The sequence below is a fragment of the Aequorivita echinoideorum genome (genome assembly GCF_018476645.1).
GTDB classification, from domain to species: Bacteria; Bacteroidota; Bacteroidia; order Flavobacteriales; family Flavobacteriaceae; genus Aequorivita; species Aequorivita echinoideorum.
On the sequence record NZ_JAHCTB010000004.1, the window covers coordinates 186,685 to 206,889 of the forward strand.

Sequence of the window (20,205 nt, forward strand, 5' to 3'; positions counted from 1 at the left end):
ATTAACAATACTTTAAGTAAATAAATCTAAAGCTCATAAAAGTTTTTTATTTTCTTTATAAAGTATTGATATACAATGGATTTAACTGAATAATACCTTTCTTTTGAAGCGTATTTTTTTCTTTTTGAAAAAAACCTAAAAAACAGGCCATAAAAACTTGCGTGTGCTCGGCCCACTGCTATAAAATGCTTAGGTTTTCCTTGAAACAAAAATTGAAACGCGGCCAAACCATCCAGCACCATTCTGAAAAATATAACAACAAAAGTTTTGTTGCCCGAACTGTTTTTCAAAATATTCAATAACGAATTTCTGAAATTATAAAATGTCTTTTTGGGATTCAAAGTGGCCAAAGTTGCACCGCCAACGTGGTAAATTCGGGAACTTCCCACATAAAGCACGCGCCCGCCGTTGGACTTTAGACGCCAACAAAGATCAATTTCTTCTTGGTGCGCAAAATAATCCTCGTCAAGTTTTCCAGCCTTTACAAATGCTTCCCTGCGCACAAAGAGACAGGCACCGGAGGCCCAAAATATTTCGGAAATATCATCATATTGGCCAGTATCCTTTTCCAAAGTGTCAAAAATGCGCCCTCTACAATATGGATACCCATATTTATCAATAAATCCACCCGCAGCACCTGCATATTCAAAAAACTCCTTGTTTTTATAATCCAGAATTTTTGGCTGTGCGGCTACAACTGCTTCATCTTTTTCAAATTCTGAAATAATGGGTTTCAGCCAATTTTCGGTAACTTCCACATCGCTATTCAGCAAAACAAAGATATCCTCCTTCAGGTTTTCAAGGGCATCATTGTACCCTTTTGCGTACCCGCCATTGACTTTATTTTGAATGATTTTAACGGAGGGAAATTTTTCAGCAACAAACGCTACGGAATTATCCGTCGAAGCATTATCTGCCAGATAAACTGTAGCTTCCCGGGAATGGAGCATCACTGAAGGCAGAAACCGCTCCAGCAAATCCTTTCCATTCCAATTCAAAATAACTACGGCTACATTCACAATGGCAAAGATAGATTTTTGCTAATTTTTTGAAACTTTATTATAGGAGGGAATTTCTTTCAAAAAATGATAGCATTCTTTTTCAAAATCCATTTGGCAATAATAGTGTTGCAATCCGTTTGAAACCATTAAATATTGCGCTTCCAAAGCCAAATTATAGCGTGCAATCTGGTCAAACGTATGTTGGGTAATGGGCACGGAGGGCGCTTTGCATTCAATGATCAAGAATATGCTGCCATCGTTTTTAAAAAGTACAACATCGTATCGTTTAATAATGCCGTTCAGTTTCAATTGTTTTTCAACGTTGATAAGGCTTTTTGGGAATCTTTTTTCCTTAAGAAGAAATTGTACCACGTGCAATCGCACCCATTCTTCTGGCGTGAGGACAACGAATTTTTTTCTGATTTCATCAAAAACCAACGTTTTATTTTCGCTACTTTTGAAGCGAAAGGAATACTCCGGGAAGTTGAGTTTTTGCATTGAACAAAGAAACAAATTTCAAAAGAATATCTCCAAAAATTTAAATTGAATGTCCCCTCGAGCGCAGTCGATAGGTCATTAAGTAGTTCTCGACTGCGCTCGAACAGACATAAAATTCTAAATGCCTTTAGACAAAGTAAAATCCATTATAGCTGATATTAAAAACGGAAATACGAAACCCATTTATTTTTTGATGGGGGAGGAGCCCTATTATATTGATGGAATTTCAAAATATATTGAGGAAAACGTATTGACCGAAGCTGAAAAGGGCTTCAACCAAATGGTGCTCTACGGTCGTGATATTACCATAGAGGATATTGTGAGCAATGCGAAGCGCTACCCAATGATGGCTGAAAAACAGGTGCTTATTGTGAAAGAGGCTCAAGATCTTTCCCGTACTATTGAAAATTTGCTGGGTTATGCTGAAAACCCACAGCCCACAACGGTTTTGGTTCTTTGCTATAAATATAAAACGCTGGACAAACGCAAAAAACTATCCAAAGCGGTGGCGAAAACAGGAGTAGTTTTTGAAAGTAAAAAATTGTACGAAAACCAAGTGCCGGATTGGATAAAGCGTGTGCTTGCCGGAAAAGGATACACCATTACGCCAAAAGCCGCGCAAATGTTGGTTGAATTTCTTGGGAATGATTTGAGCAAAGTGAACAACGAACTTGAAAAATTACAGCTTATAATTAAACCCGGCGAACAGATTACCCCACAATTGATAGAAGAAAATATTGGTATAAGCAAGGATTTCAACAATTTTGAGCTTCAAAATGCAATTGGCGAAAGGAATGTAAAAAAAGCGTTTGCCATCATTCAATATTTTTCACAGAATCCCAAGAACAATCCATTGGTAATGACCGTTGCGTTGCTTTACAGTTTTTTCTCAAAATTGCTGAAATACCACGGGTTATCAAATAAAGCTGAAGCCGCCCGGGCACTGGGTGTCAATCCTTATTTTCTTAAAGATTATCAAACCGCGGCGCGCAATTACCCTATGAAAAAAGTGAGCGCCATTATTGGAAATATTCGCGAAATAGATATGAAAAGCAAGGGCGTGGGTGCGGCCAATCTCTCACAAGCAGATTTGTTGAAGGAGTTACTGGTCAAGATTTTCAATTAAATTTTTTCGGAAATATTTCGGCAGAAATTTTATTATTTTCTATCGATGGAATATTTTCCGCTTCCCAAAAGGGCAATCGCAATGAATGCTACTAAGTAAAGTATGGCCAATTCCTTTGTTCCCAATGGATCGCTTGCGTGGACAACAAATGCGGCCACAGCCATCGTGATAATTATGGGCACGGATGCCCAACGGGCTTTAAATCCAATTATTACTAAAATTGGGCAAACAACTTCACCAATCACCGCCAAGATTAATGAAATAGGTCCACCAAGACCGATGGGATCACCGAATTCAAAATTTCCTGAAATAAGCTGCATTAGCTTAGGGATGCCGTGGGTTAACATCATAATTCCGAAACCTATTCTTAAAAGCAGGAGGCCTAAACTGTAATTTGTAGTATTCATATAAATGAAATGATTGATTTTCTTCTAAAATAAACAATTATTTCGCTTAAAATATTTGGTAACATTCAATTTACAATTTTTTAAAATTCAGCTATAAAACCATTTCATTTTCGAGAAAATCTTAAACTACAGGTAAAGACATTCAAATTAAGGGGCTATACTTTAGCGCAAACTTTAAAACAGATATTTTAAAATGAAAAAAATTACATTTATTGTAGCCTTTTTTGCTGGTCTTGCAGCATTTGCGCAGGAAACATTGATTACAGGATACGTAGATTCACCTTGTAGTGGCGCTGCCGGAAGGGTGCTTGAAATTTATGTTGATGGGACGGTAGACTTAACGGGTTGGGCAGTTCAACGTCAATCCAATGGAGGTACATTTGGATCCAATATCGATTTGTCAACATTTGGAACCATTACTGATTCCTTTATTTATTTAACCAATGATGATACCGTTCTTCTCAACGAATTTGGGATTTCCACCAATGTTCTTGTGAATGGTGGAATTAGTTCCAATGGTGATGACGCCTTCCAGATAATAGATAATACCGCTGCCGTTATTGATCGTTTTGGTGAAAATGGTGTGGACGGAACAGGGACCGCTTGGGAACACGAAGATTCCTATTATTTGAGAAATAATTTCTCCACGCCAAACGCCGGAAATTTTGTTGCCAGCAATTGGACTTTTGGAGCTTTGCAGATTTTGGATAATCAAGGTTTGTGCTATGGTGCCGCGGCATTGAGTACTATTGTGGCTTTGGGGAGCTATCAGCACGGCAGTGTTGTTGTAGCTCCACAACTGAGTATTACTGAAATTTTCTCAGGCCAGGAAGGTGCAGATTTGACTGCAGATTGGTTCGAAATTGAAAATACAGGAACGGTTGCATACGATGTTGCCGTAAATGGAGCCCTGTTTTATGATGATGATTCTGCAGCTGGTGCTGAAGCGGACATAATTAATGGAATAAATACCATACAGCCAGGCGAATTTGCAATCTTAGTAATAGGTAACGCGGCTGATGTTACAACTTTTACGAATGTTTGGAGCCCAGTTATCAACTTAACAGGTGTGGCCATAGGATTTACCGATGGTGCAGGACTTGGTGCAGGCGGTGATGCCGTTACGCTTTGGTTGAATGATCCTTTAACTACTTCGCCCATTGCTTCGGGTTCGTATCCGGATACCGCGGCCAATGACGGACAAACTTATGATGTAGAACTTTCTGCATTCAGTATCGTGGGCAATTCCAATGGTGCGGTTGAGACAATCGCTTTGGGCGGTACAAATTCAGATGTTCCAAATGTTGGTTCTCCCGGGAATGGACCGGCTGTTACTGCAGCTTTTGTTCAATACGGCGCACCCTACGCTTCAGTTTCTGAAGATGGCGGTTCAGTTACTGTATCTGTAGAAGTTACCCAGGCACCTGCTCTTGCGGGAACTGTGGATGTAAATTTAGTAGCTGGAGGAACTGCTGTTGAAGGTACAGATTTCACATTTGCAAACACACAGACACTAACTTTTGTGGCCGGTAGCACTGCACCGCAGACTATTACAATTCCTATTATTGATAATACAGTTGATGGTAGCGACATCTTTTTTGTGCTTGGTCTTTCAAATGCAACTAATATTCAATTGGGTAGCGAAGATCTTTTTTCGGTTTATATTTTGGATGATGATACTGAAGTGCCCGTTGCAAATACTTCAGAATTGGATGCCAATTATCTCACCAGCTATTTGGTAGATGCCGGAGGCACTGCCGAAATTACGGCGTATGATCCCGCAACCCAGCGATTATTTGTAACAACGGTTGGTGCTGTTGAAATTTTGGATTTTTCAGATCCTGAAAATATTTCTTCTATTGAAACTTTAGATATCACATCTTTTGGAAACAGCGTGCAGAGCGTTGCTGTGAGTAACGGAATCCTTGCCGCTGCTATTGCCGCAAATGATCCTACGGACAATGGTTCGGTGGTTTTTATGGATACGGATGGAAATAACGCGGTTTCAGTTGAAGTTGGCTCGCTTCCAGATATGCTTACGTTTACGCCAGATGGTACTAAACTTCTGGTTGCAAATGAAGGTCAACCAAGCAACGACTATACAATAGATCCGGAAGGATCAATTTCGGTAATTGATGTTACTGGCGGTTTGAGCGGAATTACACAAGCAAACGTTACAACATTAAATTTCAACGCTTTTGATGCACAGCAGGCTGCTTTGGTTGCTGCGGGAGTTCGTATTTTTGGTCCGGGCGCTTCGGTTTCACAGGATTTGGAACCAGAATATATTGCCGTTTCAAACGACTCGCAAATGGCATACGTTACGCTTCAAGAGAACAATGCTTATGCAATTGTTGATCTTTCAACTATGGAAATCACCGATGTTATTTCCTTCGGTTTAAAAGACCATAGTTTGGCAGAAAATTCTTTGGATACTTCAGATGAAACTGATTTTATTTTTAACGCTTCTTGGCCAGTTAAAGGCGTGTACATGCCGGATGCAGTTTCATTTTATTCAGTTAATGGAATGGATTACATAGTAACAGCAAATGAAGGCGATGCGCGGGATTATGATGGATATGCCGAGGAAAGAAAATTGGGTGATGCGGATTTCCTTCCAGACCCCGCTATTTTTACAAATCTGGATATTCTTAATTTGGAAACAAATCTGGGCGATATCAACTTTACAGCTGCTTCCGGTGATGCCAATGGCGATGGACTTTACGAGGAATTGCACGTTTTTGGTGGTCGCTCCTTCAGCATTTTTGAAGCCGCAACAGGAAACTTGGTTTATGATAGCGGAAATGATTTTGAAGTAATTACTGCTGCAGACCCAACTTTGGGCGGAATTTTCAACGCGAGCAATGACAATAACAACTTCAAAAACCGAAGCGATAACAAAGGACCAGAACCGGAAGGCGTTTTGGTAAAGGAAATCAATAATGAGTTTTACGCTTTTATTCTTTTGGAAAGAATAGGTGGAATGATGGTCTACAATGTTACGGACCCAACAAATCCTGTTTTTCTGCAATATTTGAATAGCAGAGGAACCGTGCCAGGTGATCCCGAAAGTGGAGATTTGGGTCCAGAAGGAATTGTTTATGTGGAGCCAGCAGATAGCCCAACCGGCAACGCGCTAGTTATTCTTTCAAACGAGGTAAGTGCGACATTGAGCATTTTCTCGCTTGATAATGTAACGCTCTCCACAAATGATTTTGACCTTGCGGACAATACATTTGCGATGTACCCAAATCCGGCACAGGACGTTGTTTTCTTTAGCAAACCAAGCAATTACAATGTGTATGATATGTTGGGCATATTGGTTAAATCTGAAATCAATAGTTCCTCAATTAAAATAAATGGTCTCAAAACGGGAACCTACATTGTAAAAAATACAGAGGGTATTTCTAAAAAACTTATTGTTAAGTAGTTTATTTTCATTTTTGTTTTACTGTAAAACCCGTCCCTATTTTGTGGACGGGTTTTTTTATTTAAACGTATTTTTGTTCCAAAGTAAAAAATGGATGACAAAAATTAAGGCTTGGATTGCTGCTGCGAGATTACGAACGCTACCACTTTCAGTTTCGGGGATTATTGTTGGGGCTTCATTTGGAAATGCTGCACTTTATCCATCAACGCTTCATATCTTTGTAGGCGGCGGTGTAATACCCTTCTGGAAAAGTTCTTTTTTCTGGCTCGCAATACTAGTCACAATTGGCTTTCAAGTTCTTTCAAACTTTGCCAATGATTACGGCGATGGAATTCGTGGGACCGATGCCAAGCGTACGGGCGAAAAGAGGATGGTAGCTTCCGGAATAATTTCACCAAAACAGATGAAAACCGGAATGATCATTACCGGAATAATCACTTTCTTTTTAGCGACCATTCTTATTTTTTTGGCCTTCGGAAATACTAACTTTTTCATTTCCTTCATATTTTTCAACCTCGCAATTCTTTCTATTATCGCCGCCGTAAAATATACGGTTGGTAAAAAAGCGTACGGATATTCCGGCTTGGGCGATGTTTTTGTATTTCTTTTCTTCGGAATCTTGAGCGTTTTGGGAAGTTATTTCCTGTACGTGCATAGCCTTCATTGGCAATTGTCGCTTCCCGCAACGGCAATTGGCTGCTTCAGCACCGCGGTTCTTAATCTTAACAACATGCGCGATATTGAAAGCGACACCCTTGCGGGGAAAAACACGCTGGTTGTGAAAATTGGGTCGAGGCGCGCGAAGCGATACCACGCATTTTTGCTGCTTTTCGGAATGGTCTGCGCCATCGTTTTTTCGCTTTTGAATTATGTTCAACCGCTTCAGTTCATCTACATCATCGCTTTTATTCCATTTCTACTAAATATAAAAACCGTGTTCAAAAATAAAGTCCCGATGTTATTGGATTCAGAATTAAAGAAGATTGCGCTCTCCACTTTTTTGTTTGCAATCTTGTTTAGTATATTTATGAAATAAAAAAAGAAAATTTATGAAAATTACATTTTACGGCCAGAATTGCCTGGGTATTGAATTGAAAGGAATCAATCTATTGGTGGACCCATTCATCACTGGGAACGATCTCGCAAAGGATAAAATAAACATAAAGGATTTAAAGGCAGATTACATCTTACTCACGCACGCGCACCAGGACCATACGCTGGATGCGGAGGAAATTGCCAAGAATACGGGCGCTACCATCATCAGCAATTATGAAATTTCCAATCATTACGAGGACAAAGGTTTTACCGTACACCCTATGAACCACGGTGGAAGCAAGAAATTTGACTTCGGAAAGTTAAAGTACGTGAACGCAATCCACACCAGTTCTTTTCCGGATGGAAGCTACGGCGGGCAACCTGGCGGTTTTGTTTTGGAAGGGGAGCGCAAGAATATTTACATTGCTGGGGACACAGCGCTGACGATGGATATGAAATTGATCCCGATGCAAACAAAGTTGGATTTGGCAATTTTGCCGATTGGCGACAATTTTACAATGGGTATTGATGATGCCATTACCGCCAGCGATTTCGTGGAATGCGATAAAGTATTGGGCGTGCATTATGACACCTTTGGTTATATTGAAATAGACCATGAAGAAGCAAAGCGAAAATTCTACGATGCCGGCAAAGATTTGATGTTGCTGGAAATTGGGGAAAGTATAGAATTATAGATTATTGGATTGCTAGATTGCTAGGTTGTTGGATTTTTGGATAATTTGAAATGCACAGGTTTAAGGATTTAGAAATTTGGAAACAGAGTAGGGCATTTTGTAAAGATATTTATGAAATCACTTCAGTATTTCTGGAAGCTGAAAAGTTTGGGTTGATTTCCCAATTAAGAAGAGCCAGTGTTTCGGTTCCATCGAATATTGCCGAAGGTGCGTCGCAAAATTCCAATAAGGATTTTGGAAGATTTTTAGAAATAGCGATAGGTTCTTGTTACGAAATTGAGACACAGTTACTCATAGCAAATGATTTGGGATTTATAAAGGGAGAAAGTTTGAATCCAGTACTTTTAAAATTAGAAGCCATAATCAAAATGACCTCAAAATTTAAATCAACCTTAAAATAATCCAAAAATCCAAAAATCCAACCACCAAAATTGACTGCAACTTTCCAAAAATACATCCTCAACTTCAAACGTCCCAGCGGTACTTCGCGGGGAATAATGAATAGTAAGGAAACTTATTTTATTATTCTTCGCAATGAGGAAAAATTTGGTATTGGCGAATGCGGAATTTTACGCGGACTAAGCATTGACGATCGTCCAGATTATGAAGAAAAACTGAAATGGACCTGCGAGAATATTTCTTTAGGCGAAGAAAAGTTATATGAAAGCTTAGTTGAATTTCCATCCATCCAATTTGGAATTGAAACCGCATTAAAATCTTTGCAATCAAAAAACCCGTTTGAATTATTTCCTTCGGAATTTACGCGAGGCAAAATCCCCATTTCCATAAACGGATTGGTCTGGATGGGAGACAAAGTTTTTATGAAGCAACAGATTTCAGAAAAATTGAAAGAAGGTTTCAGCTGCATAAAAATGAAAATTGGCGCCATAGATTTTAAAACTGAAATAGAATTGCTGAAATCCATTCGAAAGGAATTTTCAGCTTCAGAAATTGAATTGCGTGTAGATGCAAACGGTGCATTTTCAAAAAATGAGGCATTGGAAAAATTGAAAATTCTTTCAGATTTAAAGTTGCATTCCATTGAGCAACCCATAAAACCGGGCCAATGGCAGGAAATGGCCCTTCTTTGTGAAGATTCGCCATTACCAATCGCATTGGACGAGGAATTGATTGGAATTTTTTCAGAAGTTGAAAGAGAAAAATTATGCAGCACCATACACCCTCAATATATCATTTTAAAACCTTCATTAATTGGCGGTCTTCGCGGAAGCGATAGTTGGATTTCGTTGGTTGATAAGAACAAAGCAGGCTGGTGGATTACTTCAGCCCTGGAAAGCAACATTGGCTTAAATGCCATTTCGCAGTATTCATTTACAAAAAACACTACCTTGCCCCAAGGTTTGGGAACAGGGAGTTTGTACACAAATAACCTTGAAAGTCCGCTGGAAGTTTCCAATGGAAAATTAAAATATAATCCCAATAAAAAATGGATCCTCGACGCGTTGGGATTTAGTTATTAAAATTTTATTTTACAGATATGTTTATAGAACAGGCATTTAAATTTCTGCACGAATGGTGGCGGTATTTGGTAGGATTAATCATAATTTTTGTGGCTACCCAAGTTGGCTCCATACCTTTGCTAATAGGCGTTTTTATGAAAATATATAACGATGGTGGCGATATTATGGGCATTGATGATCCAAATGTTTTAATGACGGCTTTGGACGCCAACCTCACCTTGTTTTTGATGCTTTTGAGTTTTGCCATAGGATTATTTGCGCTCTATTTGGTAGTTAAATATTTGCACAGACAACCTTTTGAAACGCTCACAACAAGCAGAAATAAAACCGACTGGGGTCGCGTGTTTTTTGCATTTGGACTTATAACCATTACCACGGTTGTACTCACAGTTTTGGATTATATGAGCAATCCAGAAGATTATGTGTTTCAATTTCAAGCGGTTCCATTTATAATTTTGGCTGTAATCTCGTTATTGATGATTCCGTTGCAGACCAGTTTTGAGGAATATCTTTTCCGTGGTTATCTTATGCAGGGAATTGGGGTATTGGCTAAAAACCGTTGGTTGCCTTTGTTGATAACTTCCGTGATCTTCGGAGGATTGCATCTTGCGAACCCTGAGGTGGAAAAATTGGGCAATATTATTATGGTATATTACATTGGTACCGGTTTTTTCTTGGGCATTATGACGCTTATGGATGAAGGGATGGAACTGGCACTTGGCTTTCACGCGGGCAATAATTTAATTACTGCCGTGCTCGTTACCGCAGACTGGACCGTTTTCAAAACACCGTCCATTTTGAAGGATATTTCTGAACCCTCGGCGGGATTTGACGTGCTGGCCCCGGTATTGATTCTATATCCTATCTTTTTGGCAATAATGGCTTGGCGCTACAAATGGAAAAATTGGGGCCAAAAACTTTTTGGAAAGGTAGAAGAACCACTTGCGCTGAAAGGCGAGCATTTGTAAATTCAAAACTTTGCAACATCTTCGCCATAAAAATTTTAGATTAAACGGAAATGCATTCGCATCCGCGGAAGAATTAATCGGTTTTGCTGAAAAACTACAATTCTCCAAACAAGAATTTGAAATTGCCATAGGAAAATTTATTGCGGAATGGCTTTCTGAAGAATCATATATTCTTGTGAAAACCTCTGGTTCCACGGGCATTCCGAAGCAGATAGAACTTCCGAAGAAAAACGTAGCCAACAGTGCCCGCGCCACAATTGGCTATTTCAATCTATATGAAAATACAACCGCACTGTTGTGCCTCCCCGCCGAATTTATTGCGGGCAAAATGATGCTGGTACGCGCCATGCTGGCCGGCTGGGATTTATATTCGGTTGAACCGGGAAGAGAACCATTAAAAAATCTAAATATTCATTTTGACTTCGCAGCGATGGTTCCCTATCAAGCTTTCCATTCGCTCTCCCATTTGAAAAAAATAAAAAAAATGATTGTAGGGGGTGGCGCGGTCCCAAAAAGTCTTGAAGCAAGTTTTCAAAAAGTCCCGACCCGTATTTTCGCCACGTATGGAATGACCGAAACTATCAGCCATATCGCCATCAGACCAATTAATGGTCCTGAAAAATCAATGGTGTATGCCGCCTTGCCCAAAGTTAAATTCAGTTTGGATTCACGCGATTGCCTTCAAATTATAGCTCCAGAAATTAATGAACAAACCGTTGTGACCAACGATGTAGTAGAACTTATTTCGGACACTTCTTTTAAATTTTTGGGAAGAATTGACAATGTGATAAACTCTGGTGGCATTAAGATTTTCCCTGAAGCGGTGGAGGAGAAGCTATCAGATTATATAATTTTTCCTTTTTTTATTGCTTCAGAAAAAGATGTAGCACTGGGAGAGCGAATAATTTTAGTCGTGGAATCTGAAAATGAGGATACGGATTATTCCGAAGTGTTCAAAATACTTTCCGCGTACGAAAAACCAAAGAAAATCTACACAATAAAAAACTTCGTCTATACTGAAACGGGAAAAGTGAAACGTGCGGAAACATTAGGGTCTATTTTAAATTCGTAAAAATTATTTTAGGCTTCAGCAATCTGTTTTAAAATCTTATTTCGGGTTTTTAGAAATTTCGTCAAATAATTTTTTAGAAATAAAATATCTGCCATTTTTCCGAAAATTCCGAAAGGCGATTTGTATTCAAAAATATCTACCATTAAAGTTCCGCAATCGATATTTTTGAAATGGTGCTCATGTTTAAAGCTCTCGAAAATTCCCTCCACCATTTCATCCACAAAATAATTTGGTTCTTCAAATTCAGTGATTTTTGAAGTAAGAGTTTGGTAAAATCCCAAATGTTTTGCTCTCCAGGTTACAGTTTCTCCAAGTTCAATTAATCCCTTGGTTTTTCCGGCAATTGCAGTTTCATTGGTTTGTTTTGCGGAAATTTTGTGCAAATCTATGTTTCGTGAAAGATCAAAAACATTTTTTACGTCTGCATTTATTATTGTCTCAAGTATAATTTTTGGCATTACAATATATTTCTCACACAAAAAAATCCGATTTTCAACTATCCAAAAATCCAATAATCTAAAAATCAAATTTCCTAAATTTTGAATAGGTGTAAATTTTATTATCCCTGTTTTTTACTTTAAGTAAGCTATCTTTTGCTTCAATAACCGTTTCTTTCCAACTATCAAAAGGAGTTTTGTAATAAAGCCGAAGGCTGTCATCCTCGATTTTCAGGATAAATTTTTCTGAAGCGCCATTGGTCACAAAACTGCCATCAATTTTTGGCGAAACCTTGGTGCGCGTGCCACTATCGCCTTTCATTTCCATAAAATCAATGACGGTATTAATTTTAAATTCCTTCTTTTTTCCATCCGGCATTTGTACCGTTTTTATCTCCCAGTATCCATTGAGCTTGTTTTTTTGCACTTCGGGATTCGGTTTTGAACAGCTTGTTGCTAAAATTGTAATAGCGAAAATGGTGACGAAATAGTTCATAATTTTAATTAAAGCGGAAACATTTTATACGTTTGGTGCACTTTTTTTATAACCTCTTCCGTACGTTCGGCGTGGGTATCGCTAATAAAAAGCTGCCCAAAATTTTCATTATCCACCAAGGAAATTAAATGCTCCACGCGGGTTTCATCCAGTTTGTCAAAAATATCATCAAGTAGCAGAATAGGATTGGTCTTCGAATGATTTTTAATAAAATCGAACTGCGCCAATTTCAGTGCAATCAAATACGATTTTTGTTGTCCCTGCGAACCAAATTTCTTGATGGGGTGGCCGTGAATTTCAAAAATAAGATCGTCTTTGTGTATTCCAAAATTGGTGTATTGTGAGAATTTATCTTTGGTGATATTTTTTTCAAGTAGCGTCAATAGATCATTTTCCTGTAATTGACTCTCATACGTAAGATTGATTTGCTCCTCGCCACTGCTAATAGATTTGTACCTCTTCAGAAAAATGGGTAAAAATTCGGCTAAAAATGCGGTGCGCTTGCCGAAAATTGACGTACCAAAAGTATGGAGCTGCTCGTTGTAAATGTCAATGGTATCCTGACTGAAGGTGTTATTTGCGGCAAAATATTTTAAAAGTGAATTACGCTGGGCGAGCACTTTATTATATTTTATGAGTGTGTTCAAATAATCCGTATCACGTTGCGAAATAACGCCATCAATAAATTTTCTACGGGTGTCACTACCCTCAATAATCAAATCCCTATCTGCCGGCGAAATAATTACAAGTGGCAGAAAACCAATATGTTCACTGAATTTATCGTACGCTTTTCCATTTCTTTTAATGATTTTTTTCTGACCCTTTTTTGCGCTCACCACTATTTTTTCTGAAGAATTTTGCTTTTCGTAGAAACCTTCAACTACAAAAAATTCTTCGCCGTGCTTTATATTCTGTAATGTTATGGGATTGAAGTAACTTTTTCCGAAGGATAGATGGTAAATGGCGTCCAGGATATTGGTTTTTCCAACGCCATTATTCCCAACAAAGCAATTGATTTTTGGGTCAAATTGGAAAGTTTCGGCTTCAAAGTTTTTATAATTTATGAGCGATAATTTTTGTAAAATCATATAAATGAGGTAATTGTATTTCAGAATAAATCCCAAACAGGAAAGAATACAACGCTGCAAATTATTGAAAAATAAGAAATATTTATCCTTTTAAATTCCATTAAAAATTTTATTTTTGCGCCACAATAAACTAAAATTATGGCAACATACAATAAACGCGGAGGCAAACCGAAAACGAAAGTTGAAAAGGAAACTGTAGTTGAAGAAAATAGTACAACTGCAGAAGTTTTTAACACGCTGGACGAAGGCGCTTCAAAAACGGAGGCTTGGGTTGAAAAGAACCAAAAAGTTATCCTTGGGGTAATTGGTGCCGTGGCCGTTTGTGTGTTGGGATTTTTTGCTTATCAAGAGTATGTCCAAAAACCAAAGGAAGCAGAAGCAATGAACGAAATGTTTCAAGCACAGAATTATTGGGAACAAGCATTGACCGCGGAAGCAAAGGATTCACTTTATAACCTTTCGCTCAAAGGGGGCGAAGGAAAATACGGGTTTATTGAAATCATTGAAAATTACGGCGGTACCAATGCTGCAAACCTAGCCCATTATTATGCTGGAATGGCTTATTTGAACACCAATAAATACCAAGAAGCTATTGACCAGCTGGATAAATTCAGCAGTGATGATGATATTTTGGCACCGTTGGCCAAAGGCGCCATTGGAGATGCCTTTGCACAATTGGGCCAAAACGATGAGGCTTTGAAATATTATGAGGAAGCAGCGACTATGCGCACAAATGATTTTACCACGCCACGATTTCTTTTGAAGGCTGGAATTGCAGCACTTGCGGTTAATAATAACGATAAAGCTTTGAAGCATTTCAAGACCATTTCTGACGACTATCCAAAATCTTCGGAAGCTACGAAAGCGGAAGTTTACACAGGTCGCGCGGAAGCAATGAACCAATAAATGGCTACAAAGAATACAAATTTATCGGCTTACGATAAAAACACAATCCCAAACGCGAAGGACTTTCGGTTTGGGATTGTTGTTTCAGAGTGGAACGCAAATATTACAAACGGAATGTTTCAGGGCGCTTTTGATGCCTTGAAGGATTGCGGTGCCATCAATGAAAATATTGTGCGGTGGGACGTTCCCGGAAGTTTTGAACTTATTTACGGTTGTAAACGGATGGCACAAAGTTTTGATATGCTCGATGCCATAATTGCAATAGGATGCGTAATTCAAGGCGAAACAAAACATTTTGATTATGTATGCGAGGCGGTTTCCCAAGGTATAAAAGATTTGAATGTTCAAGGAAATATCCCCGTTATGTTTTGCGTGCTTACAGATAATACGATGCAACAATCCATTGACAGAAGCGGTGGAAAGCACGGAAATAAAGGCACCGAAGCTGCCATTGCTGCTATAAAAATGGCACAGCTTCGCAAAGATTCGAAATTTTAGAAAACCGATTTCCGATAATTGATTTACTTTTATAGTCATCGTATAGATATGCGATCATCTCTTTTCTGAATTTATTCATAATTCAATATTCACCATTCATTTAAACCTCTTTACAACGGTACGGTAATTGTAAAAACAGCTTTGAAAATCCTTTAAAAAGGATTGTATTTTAAGTAACTTTGAAGCTGAATAATTATGGGAATAATAAGCAAACGTAAAAACAAAAAATTCAGTTACAAGCCACGGCATTTTGAGCACGATGGCGAAAGCAGCCCTTTTGCAATTGAACACAAATTTGACAAGTTTCGCACGACAGTAGGCGATAATAAAGGCCTCAAAGGAAAATTTAAATCGGCTTGGGAAGACCTGCGAAGGACTTCAGATAAAAATGCAAATATTAGATTGCTCATCATTATTGGGTTGCTTGTTTTATTTTTCCTATATATCATAGGGTTTGATCTTTCCATTTTCCACGCATAAATTCAATGGCGGATATCATTCAGTTATTACCGGATCACGTAGCTAACCAAATTGCGGCTGGAGAAGTTGTACAGCGGCCAGCTTCCGTTGTAAAGGAATTACTGGAAAATGCCATTGACGCAAAAGCAACATCAATTACGCTTATTATCAAGGATGCGGGAAAAACGCTTGTCCAGGTTACGGATAATGGGATGGGGATGAGCGTAACGGATGCCCGATTGAGTTTTGAACGCCATGCCACGTCAAAAATAAAAGCTGCGGAAGATCTTTTCAATCTGCACACCAAAGGTTTTCGAGGTGAAGCTTTAGCATCCATCGCCGCAATTGCCCATGTAGAATTAAAAACAAAAACGGATAATTCTGAAATAGGGACGCACCTTACCATTGAAGGGAGCAAGGTGATTTCACAAGAACCTGCGGTTGTGCCGAAGGGTGCCACAATTTCAGTTAAAAATCTTTTTTACAATATTCCAGCCCGGCGCAATTTTTTAAAGAGCAATCCTGTGGAAACCCGTCACATTATTGATGAATTCCATCGCGTGGCCTTGGCGCATCCCGCAATTGCTTTTCAAATGCTTCACAATGGCAGCGATGTTTTCAATTTACCTGCTTCCAATTCGCGGCAGCGTATCGTAAATATCTTCGGAAGTAAAACAAACGAAAAATTGGTTCCCGTAAATGAAGAAACCGAAATTCTGAAAGTAGAAGGTTTTGTGCTGAAACCTGAATTCGGGAAAAAAAGTAGGGGAGACCAATTCTTTTTTGTAAATGACCGCTTTATAAAAAGCCCGTATCTGCACCACGCAGTAGCATCCGCCTTTGATGGTTTGGTGAAAGATGGCATCCATCCCGGGTATTTTCTTTTTTTGGAAGTTGATCCACATTCCATTGATATCAACATACACCCAACCAAAACCGAGATAAAATTTGATGACGAGCATTCCATTTATGCGATGCTCCGTGCCACGGTAAAGCATAGCCTTGGGCAATTCAGTATTGCTCCGGTACTTGATTTTGAAAGGGATAAAGGTTTTGATACCCCGTATGAATTCAGCAAAAAACAACCCACCGCACCCTCGGTGGAAGTAGATCGCGATTTTAATCCGTTCAAGGAAAAACCGAAGCAGGCCAATATTTCATTTCCTTTTAAAAGAGAACAAAAGCAATCCTGGGAATCGCTTTACGTAGGTTTGGAAGGTAGCTTTAATACTTCGCCTGCATCTCCCGGTTCTTCATTGGAAAGTGTGGAAATGGAATTTGAAAGCGATGAAGTTACCGGAAGCCTTTTTGAAAACAAAGAGGCGGAAAGTAGCCAGATTACGTTTCAACTTCAAAATAAATATATTATTAGTCCGCTGAAAAGTGGGATTATGGTCGTGCACCAAAACCTTGCCCACCAGCGTATTCTCTATGAAGAATTCTTAAAAAATATTACGGTCAAGGAAGCCGTGAGCCAACAATTGCTATTCCCGTTGCAGCTGCATTTTTCAAAACCGGATATTGAAATTCTTGAAAAAGTACGCGAACAGCTGGAAAATACAGGTTTTGTATTTTCCGGTTTTGGGGAGGAAAATGTAGAGATAAACGGCATTCCCGTACTGATTATGGAAAGTCATGTTGTAAATTTGTTGCAGCACGTGGTAAATGACATAAAAGAAGAAGTGCCAGATTCCGGATTTAGCCAGAATGATATGCTCGCAAAATCATTGGCGGCAAGTATGGCCATTAAAACGGGTGTTTCTTTGAACAAAGAAGAACGGGAACATTTAATCAACCAGTTATTTGCGTGCAAGGAACCCTCGGTAAGTCCATCAAACAGACCAGTTTTCACAACGATGGACGTAACCGATTTTGATAAAAAATTCATTTAAAAATAACTCTGAAAGGAGTAAAATAATCCCTGATTTCAAGGGAAAACTTTATGGGAAGAATAACCGATACAGTAAAATTTCTTTTAATAATAAATGTACTTTTTTTTATAGGTACACAGTTTACTGGCGAAATTGCGTATAAGCTCTTTTCGCTATTTTATTTTGAGAATCCGAACTTTCAATATTGGCAGCCGATTACGCATATGTTTATGCACGGCAATTTTTTCCATATTTTGTTTAATATGTATGCGTTGTGGGCATTTGGGTCGCCTTTGGAAATGCGCTGGGGGCAAAAAAAGTTTCTTTTCTTCTATTTTTCCGCCGGACTTGGCGCCGCCCTAATACATACACTTTTTAATTACTATCAAGTTCACAGCGGGATGGAAGCTTTGATGAATGCTGGACTGGGAGAATCTCAAATTATGGAGATTTTGACATCGGGTAGGTATGACACACGAATATTGGATTCAGTATCTCAAGACGTGGTACAGCGAACGTATGATGCGTTCAATACGCCGGCGGTGGGTGCTTCAGGGGCAGTTTATGGTGTATTGGTGGCGTTTGGGATTATGTTCCCAAATATAGAATTGATGCTTATTTTTCTTCCCATCCCCATTAAAGCAAAATATTTTATCCCAGGGCTTATTTTAATGGATTTAATATTTGGGATCACCGGAACGCCTACGGGAATCGCGCATTTTGCCCATTTGGGCGGCGCACTTTTTGGGTTTATAATGGCTTGGTACTGGAAAAAAAATAGTTTTGACAATCATCGCTGGAATTAATGGCAACCAATCTTTCATACCAATACAAAATGTCGAGCGTGGTGGTAAAGCTCATTATCATCAATGCGGCAATCTACTTAGTTGTTAGCTTGGCATCTTTTCTTTTCAGTGTAAGCCCGCAATATTTAACGCGCTGGTTTGTACTCAGCGATAATTTTACGACTATTTTAATCCATCCGTGGTCCCTTATAACCTACAGTTTTCTGCATTTTGGGTTTTTCCACGTATTGTTCAATATGCTTTGGCTGTATTGGTTTGGACAGTTCATTTTAAATCTTTTCACGGGTAAAAGATTGCTTACCGTGTATTTGCTGGGTGCGCTTTTTGGCGGATTGCTTTTTGTGCTGGCATATAATTTATTTCCTGTTTTTGCTGAAAGTAGAGGTTATTTAATTGGCGCTTCCGGTGCGGTCACTGCCATTATGGTTTTTATCGCCACTTATACGCCAAATACCGAAGTCAGAATATTTACTTTCAGAATAAAACTTTGGCATATTGCAGCTTTTTTATTTGTACTTGATTTGGTGCGGATTCCCACGTCGGGGAATGCGGGAGGTTTGATAACGCACGTGGGCGGAGGTATCTTTGGTTATTTTTATGCCGTGCAGCTTTCCAAAGGCAAAGATATTGGTCTCTGGTTTGAAAATTTTATGGACTGGATAGCAAACATTTTTAAGCCTCGAACAAAAAAACCGCTGAAAACAGTTCACAGAAAAGCACACACGGCTCCACGTCGTTCTTTTGACAAGGAAACGAAATCTGACAATCAGAAAAAGGTAGATGCCATTCTGGATAAAATTGGAAAAAGCGGTTATGAAAGCCTTACCAAAGAAGAAAAAGATTTCCTGTTCAAGGCCGGAAAAGAAGACTGATGCGAAAAAGACGGGCATTCAATAATCTGCTGTACTGGTGCAACCTGTTTGTTGCGCTTTTGTTGTTGATTTCCTTTGTGTTGCCGTACCTCCCGCCGAAAACCTTTCCTACACTTTCGCTGCTCAGTTTGGTAGTTTCGCTATTGATAATTGTGAATATTATTTTCGCTATATATTGGGCGGTCCAGTTTCGCAGAAGGTTTTTTGTTTCATTTCTGCTCTTGGCAGTCTCATATTTTTATTTCAATGTTTTTTTTGAAATTTCTTCGGAAGGTGATGCTTCAGAATATGAAAACACGCTTTCGGTCTTAAGCTATAACGTCCGGCTTTTCAATGCATACGAAGAAAACCCAAAGGAAGATGCCCAAAAGGTAATTTCAGAAATATTGAAAGAGCAAGCCCCGGACGTTATCTGTATTCAGGAATTCTATAAGCCAAATTCCATTCAATTTACTGGGTATCCCTATAAATACATTCATTTTAAAAGCGAAAAGGCAAAACTGGGCCACGCCATATTTTCAAAATATCCACTAATTAAAACTGGAGCGTTTGATTTTGCTGAAACCTATAACAACACCCTGTATGCAGATGTTTTAAAAAACAAGGACACAATCCGTGTTTATAGCGTTCATTTACAGTCGCTTGGTATAATTCCAAGAGTTAGTTTTTTACAGGAAAGCGATAATGAAAAACTGAGAAAGCGCGTTTCCACTGCTTTTGAAAAACAGCAAAACCAAGTTTTTAAAATCCTGGAGCACAAATCCAAAGTGAAATATAGAACGCTGGTTTGTGGCGATTTTAATAATACGCCATTTTCGTACAGCTACCGAAAACTGAAAGAGGGAATGCAGGATGCCTTTCGCGAAAGGGGCAATGGACTGGGAACGACTTTTAAATTTGAAAAATATCCCATGCGGATAGATTATATTTTTGCTTCCGAAGATTTTGAGGTACTTTCCTTTGAAACGTTAAATAACACATTTTCAGACCACTATGCAATCCGTGCGACGCTGGGGTGGTAAACAATTTACATTGATCAATTAGCAATAATTTATTATC

At 38.8% G+C, this 20,205-nt stretch carries 21 protein-coding genes; 15 read left to right on the top strand and 6 right to left on the bottom strand.

Features of this window, described 5'->3' with window-relative positions:
* Positions 1 to 26: 26 nt before the first annotated feature.
* Together KIV10_RS10115 and KIV10_RS10120 are read right to left on the bottom strand one after the other, a co-directional pair.
* Positions 27 to 1,019 carry a glycosyltransferase family 2 protein gene (locus KIV10_RS10115; RefSeq protein ID WP_214113393.1) on the bottom strand — a complete coding sequence of 331 codons (993 nt, stop codon included), beginning with the start codon at positions 1,017 to 1,019 and terminating at the stop codon, positions 27 to 29.
* 21 nt (positions 1,020 to 1,040) lie between these two features.
* Positions 1,041 to 1,499: a type I restriction enzyme HsdR N-terminal domain-containing protein gene (locus KIV10_RS10120; RefSeq protein ID WP_214113394.1), complete on the bottom strand. Its 459-nt coding sequence runs from the start codon at positions 1,497 to 1,499 to the stop codon at positions 1,041 to 1,043.
* 121 nt (positions 1,500 to 1,620) lie between these two features.
* Between KIV10_RS10120 and holA the strand changes: the two genes are divergently transcribed.
* The gene (gene holA / locus KIV10_RS10125; RefSeq protein ID WP_214113395.1) at positions 1,621 to 2,625 is read left to right on the top strand and encodes a DNA polymerase III subunit delta; all 1,005 of its coding nucleotides are present in this window, start codon (positions 1,621 to 1,623) and stop codon (positions 2,623 to 2,625) included.
* 32 nt (positions 2,626 to 2,657) lie between these two features.
* On the opposite strand, the gene KIV10_RS10130 is transcribed toward holA, so the two are convergent.
* Positions 2,658 to 3,032 (bottom strand): DoxX family protein, encoded by a 375-nt coding sequence (locus tag KIV10_RS10130; protein ID WP_214113396.1) that lies wholly within the window; start codon positions 3,030 to 3,032, stop codon positions 2,658 to 2,660.
* A gap of 193 nt (positions 3,033 to 3,225) precedes the next feature.
* On the opposite strand from KIV10_RS10130, the gene KIV10_RS10135 reads away from it, so the two are divergent.
* The 7 genes from KIV10_RS10135 (at position 3,226) to KIV10_RS10165 (ending at position 11,713) form a co-directional block, all read left to right on the top strand.
* On the top strand, positions 3,226 to 6,462 hold the full coding sequence (locus KIV10_RS10135) for a choice-of-anchor I family protein (protein WP_214113397.1): 3,237 nt from the start codon (positions 3,226 to 3,228) through the stop codon (positions 6,460 to 6,462).
* A gap of 94 nt (positions 6,463 to 6,556) precedes the next feature.
* Positions 6,557 to 7,498 (top strand): 1,4-dihydroxy-2-naphthoate octaprenyltransferase, encoded by a 942-nt coding sequence (menA, locus tag KIV10_RS10140; protein ID WP_214113398.1) that lies wholly within the window; start codon positions 6,557 to 6,559, stop codon positions 7,496 to 7,498.
* 13 nt (positions 7,499 to 7,511) lie between these two features.
* Positions 7,512 to 8,192 (top strand): metal-dependent hydrolase, encoded by a 681-nt coding sequence (locus KIV10_RS10145; protein ID WP_214113399.1) that lies wholly within the window; start codon positions 7,512 to 7,514, stop codon positions 8,190 to 8,192.
* 50 nt (positions 8,193 to 8,242) lie between these two features.
* Positions 8,243 to 8,593 (top strand): four helix bundle protein, encoded by a 351-nt coding sequence (locus tag KIV10_RS10150; RefSeq protein ID WP_214113400.1) that lies wholly within the window; start codon positions 8,243 to 8,245, stop codon positions 8,591 to 8,593.
* A 30-nt stretch (positions 8,594 to 8,623) separates the two neighbouring features.
* Positions 8,624 to 9,673, top strand: a complete 1,050-nt coding sequence (locus tag KIV10_RS10155) for an o-succinylbenzoate synthase (protein WP_214113401.1) — start codon at positions 8,624 to 8,626, stop codon at positions 9,671 to 9,673.
* Between the two features lie 17 nt (positions 9,674 to 9,690).
* The gene (locus KIV10_RS10160) at positions 9,691 to 10,641 is read left to right on the top strand and encodes a CPBP family intramembrane glutamic endopeptidase (RefSeq protein ID WP_214113402.1); all 951 of its coding nucleotides are present in this window, start codon (positions 9,691 to 9,693) and stop codon (positions 10,639 to 10,641) included.
* Positions 10,642 to 10,651: 10 nt separating this feature from the next.
* Positions 10,652 to 11,713, top strand: coding sequence for an AMP-binding protein (locus KIV10_RS10165; protein ID WP_214113403.1), 1,062 nt, complete (start codon positions 10,652 to 10,654; stop codon positions 11,711 to 11,713).
* A gap of 8 nt (positions 11,714 to 11,721) precedes the next feature.
* On the opposite strand, the gene KIV10_RS10170 is transcribed toward KIV10_RS10165, so the two are convergent.
* The 3 genes from KIV10_RS10170 to recF are packed head-to-tail and all read right to left on the bottom strand — an operon-like array spanning position 11,722 to position 13,734.
* Entirely contained in the window at positions 11,722 to 12,171 is a 450-nt protein-coding gene (locus tag KIV10_RS10170; RefSeq protein WP_214113404.1) for an SRPBCC family protein, read from the bottom strand.
* A 58-nt stretch (positions 12,172 to 12,229) separates the two neighbouring features.
* Positions 12,230 to 12,646 (bottom strand): lipocalin family protein, encoded by a 417-nt coding sequence (locus KIV10_RS10175; RefSeq protein WP_214113405.1) that lies wholly within the window; start codon positions 12,644 to 12,646, stop codon positions 12,230 to 12,232.
* Between the two features lie 8 nt (positions 12,647 to 12,654).
* Entirely contained in the window at positions 12,655 to 13,734 is a 1,080-nt protein-coding gene (gene recF / locus KIV10_RS10180; protein WP_214113799.1) for a DNA replication/repair protein RecF, read from the bottom strand.
* A gap of 138 nt (positions 13,735 to 13,872) precedes the next feature.
* Between recF and KIV10_RS10185 the strand changes: the two genes are divergently transcribed.
* The 7 genes from KIV10_RS10185 to KIV10_RS10215 all read left to right on the top strand — a co-directional run bounded on the left by KIV10_RS10185 (position 13,873) and on the right by KIV10_RS10215 (position 20,168).
* Positions 13,873 to 14,640 (top strand): tetratricopeptide repeat protein, encoded by a 768-nt coding sequence (locus KIV10_RS10185; protein ID WP_214113406.1) that lies wholly within the window; start codon positions 13,873 to 13,875, stop codon positions 14,638 to 14,640.
* Positions 14,641 to 15,138 carry a 6,7-dimethyl-8-ribityllumazine synthase gene (ribH, locus tag KIV10_RS10190; RefSeq protein WP_214113407.1) on the top strand — a complete coding sequence of 166 codons (498 nt, stop codon included), beginning with the start codon at positions 14,641 to 14,643 and terminating at the stop codon, positions 15,136 to 15,138.
* 195 nt (positions 15,139 to 15,333) lie between these two features.
* Complete coding sequence (locus KIV10_RS10195; protein ID WP_214113408.1) at positions 15,334 to 15,618, top strand: riboflavin synthase subunit beta; 285 nt, start codon at positions 15,334 to 15,336, stop codon at positions 15,616 to 15,618.
* 5 nt (positions 15,619 to 15,623) lie between these two features.
* Positions 15,624 to 17,489 (top strand): DNA mismatch repair endonuclease MutL, encoded by a 1,866-nt coding sequence (gene mutL, locus KIV10_RS10200; protein WP_214113409.1) that lies wholly within the window; start codon positions 15,624 to 15,626, stop codon positions 17,487 to 17,489.
* A gap of 50 nt (positions 17,490 to 17,539) precedes the next feature.
* The gene (locus tag KIV10_RS10205) at positions 17,540 to 18,274 is read left to right on the top strand and encodes a rhomboid family intramembrane serine protease (protein ID WP_214113410.1); all 735 of its coding nucleotides are present in this window, start codon (positions 17,540 to 17,542) and stop codon (positions 18,272 to 18,274) included.
* Complete coding sequence (locus KIV10_RS10210; RefSeq protein WP_214113411.1) at positions 18,274 to 19,146, top strand: rhomboid family intramembrane serine protease; 873 nt, start codon at positions 18,274 to 18,276, stop codon at positions 19,144 to 19,146. The genes KIV10_RS10205 and KIV10_RS10210 overlap by 1 nt, the downstream gene beginning before the upstream one ends.
* The gene (locus KIV10_RS10215) at positions 19,146 to 20,168 is read left to right on the top strand and encodes an endonuclease/exonuclease/phosphatase family protein (protein ID WP_214113412.1); all 1,023 of its coding nucleotides are present in this window, start codon (positions 19,146 to 19,148) and stop codon (positions 20,166 to 20,168) included. The genes KIV10_RS10210 and KIV10_RS10215 overlap by 1 nt, the downstream gene beginning before the upstream one ends.
* The last annotated feature ends 37 nt before the right edge of the window (positions 20,169 to 20,205 follow it).

Excerpts from the sequence above, each read along its gene's own strand:
- mutL (WP_214113409.1), top strand. The coding sequence starts at position 15,624 with ATGGCGGATATCATTCAGTTATTACCGGATCACGTAGCTAACCAAATT.
- KIV10_RS10215 (WP_214113412.1), top strand. The coding sequence starts at position 19,146 with ATGCGAAAAAGACGGGCATTCAATAATCTGCTGTACTGGTGCAACCTG.
- KIV10_RS10160 (WP_214113402.1), top strand. The coding sequence starts at position 9,691 with ATGTTTATAGAACAGGCATTTAAATTTCTGCACGAATGGTGGCGGTAT.
- recF (WP_214113799.1), bottom strand. The coding sequence starts at position 13,734 with ATGATTTTACAAAAATTATCGCTCATAAATTATAAAAACTTTGAAGCC.
- menA (WP_214113398.1), top strand. The coding sequence starts at position 6,557 with ATGACAAAAATTAAGGCTTGGATTGCTGCTGCGAGATTACGAACGCTA.
- KIV10_RS10150 (WP_214113400.1), top strand. The coding sequence starts at position 8,243 with ATGCACAGGTTTAAGGATTTAGAAATTTGGAAACAGAGTAGGGCATTT.
- KIV10_RS10145 (WP_214113399.1), top strand. The coding sequence starts at position 7,512 with ATGAAAATTACATTTTACGGCCAGAATTGCCTGGGTATTGAATTGAAA.
- KIV10_RS10210 (WP_214113411.1), top strand. The coding sequence starts at position 18,274 with ATGGCAACCAATCTTTCATACCAATACAAAATGTCGAGCGTGGTGGTA.
- ribH (WP_214113407.1), top strand. The coding sequence starts at position 14,641 with ATGGCTACAAAGAATACAAATTTATCGGCTTACGATAAAAACACAATC.
- KIV10_RS10170 (WP_214113404.1), bottom strand. The coding sequence starts at position 12,171 with ATGCCAAAAATTATACTTGAGACAATAATAAATGCAGACGTAAAAAAT.
- KIV10_RS10185 (WP_214113406.1), top strand. The coding sequence starts at position 13,873 with ATGGCAACATACAATAAACGCGGAGGCAAACCGAAAACGAAAGTTGAA.
- KIV10_RS10130 (WP_214113396.1), bottom strand. The coding sequence starts at position 3,032 with ATGAATACTACAAATTACAGTTTAGGCCTCCTGCTTTTAAGAATAGGT.
- holA (WP_214113395.1), top strand. The coding sequence starts at position 1,621 with ATGCCTTTAGACAAAGTAAAATCCATTATAGCTGATATTAAAAACGGA.
- KIV10_RS10135 (WP_214113397.1), top strand. The coding sequence starts at position 3,226 with ATGAAAAAAATTACATTTATTGTAGCCTTTTTTGCTGGTCTTGCAGCA.
- KIV10_RS10175 (WP_214113405.1), bottom strand. The coding sequence starts at position 12,646 with ATGAACTATTTCGTCACCATTTTCGCTATTACAATTTTAGCAACAAGC.
- KIV10_RS10205 (WP_214113410.1), top strand. The coding sequence starts at position 17,540 with ATGGGAAGAATAACCGATACAGTAAAATTTCTTTTAATAATAAATGTA.
- KIV10_RS10195 (WP_214113408.1), top strand. The coding sequence starts at position 15,334 with ATGGGAATAATAAGCAAACGTAAAAACAAAAAATTCAGTTACAAGCCA.
- KIV10_RS10120 (WP_214113394.1), bottom strand. The coding sequence starts at position 1,499 with ATGCAAAAACTCAACTTCCCGGAGTATTCCTTTCGCTTCAAAAGTAGC.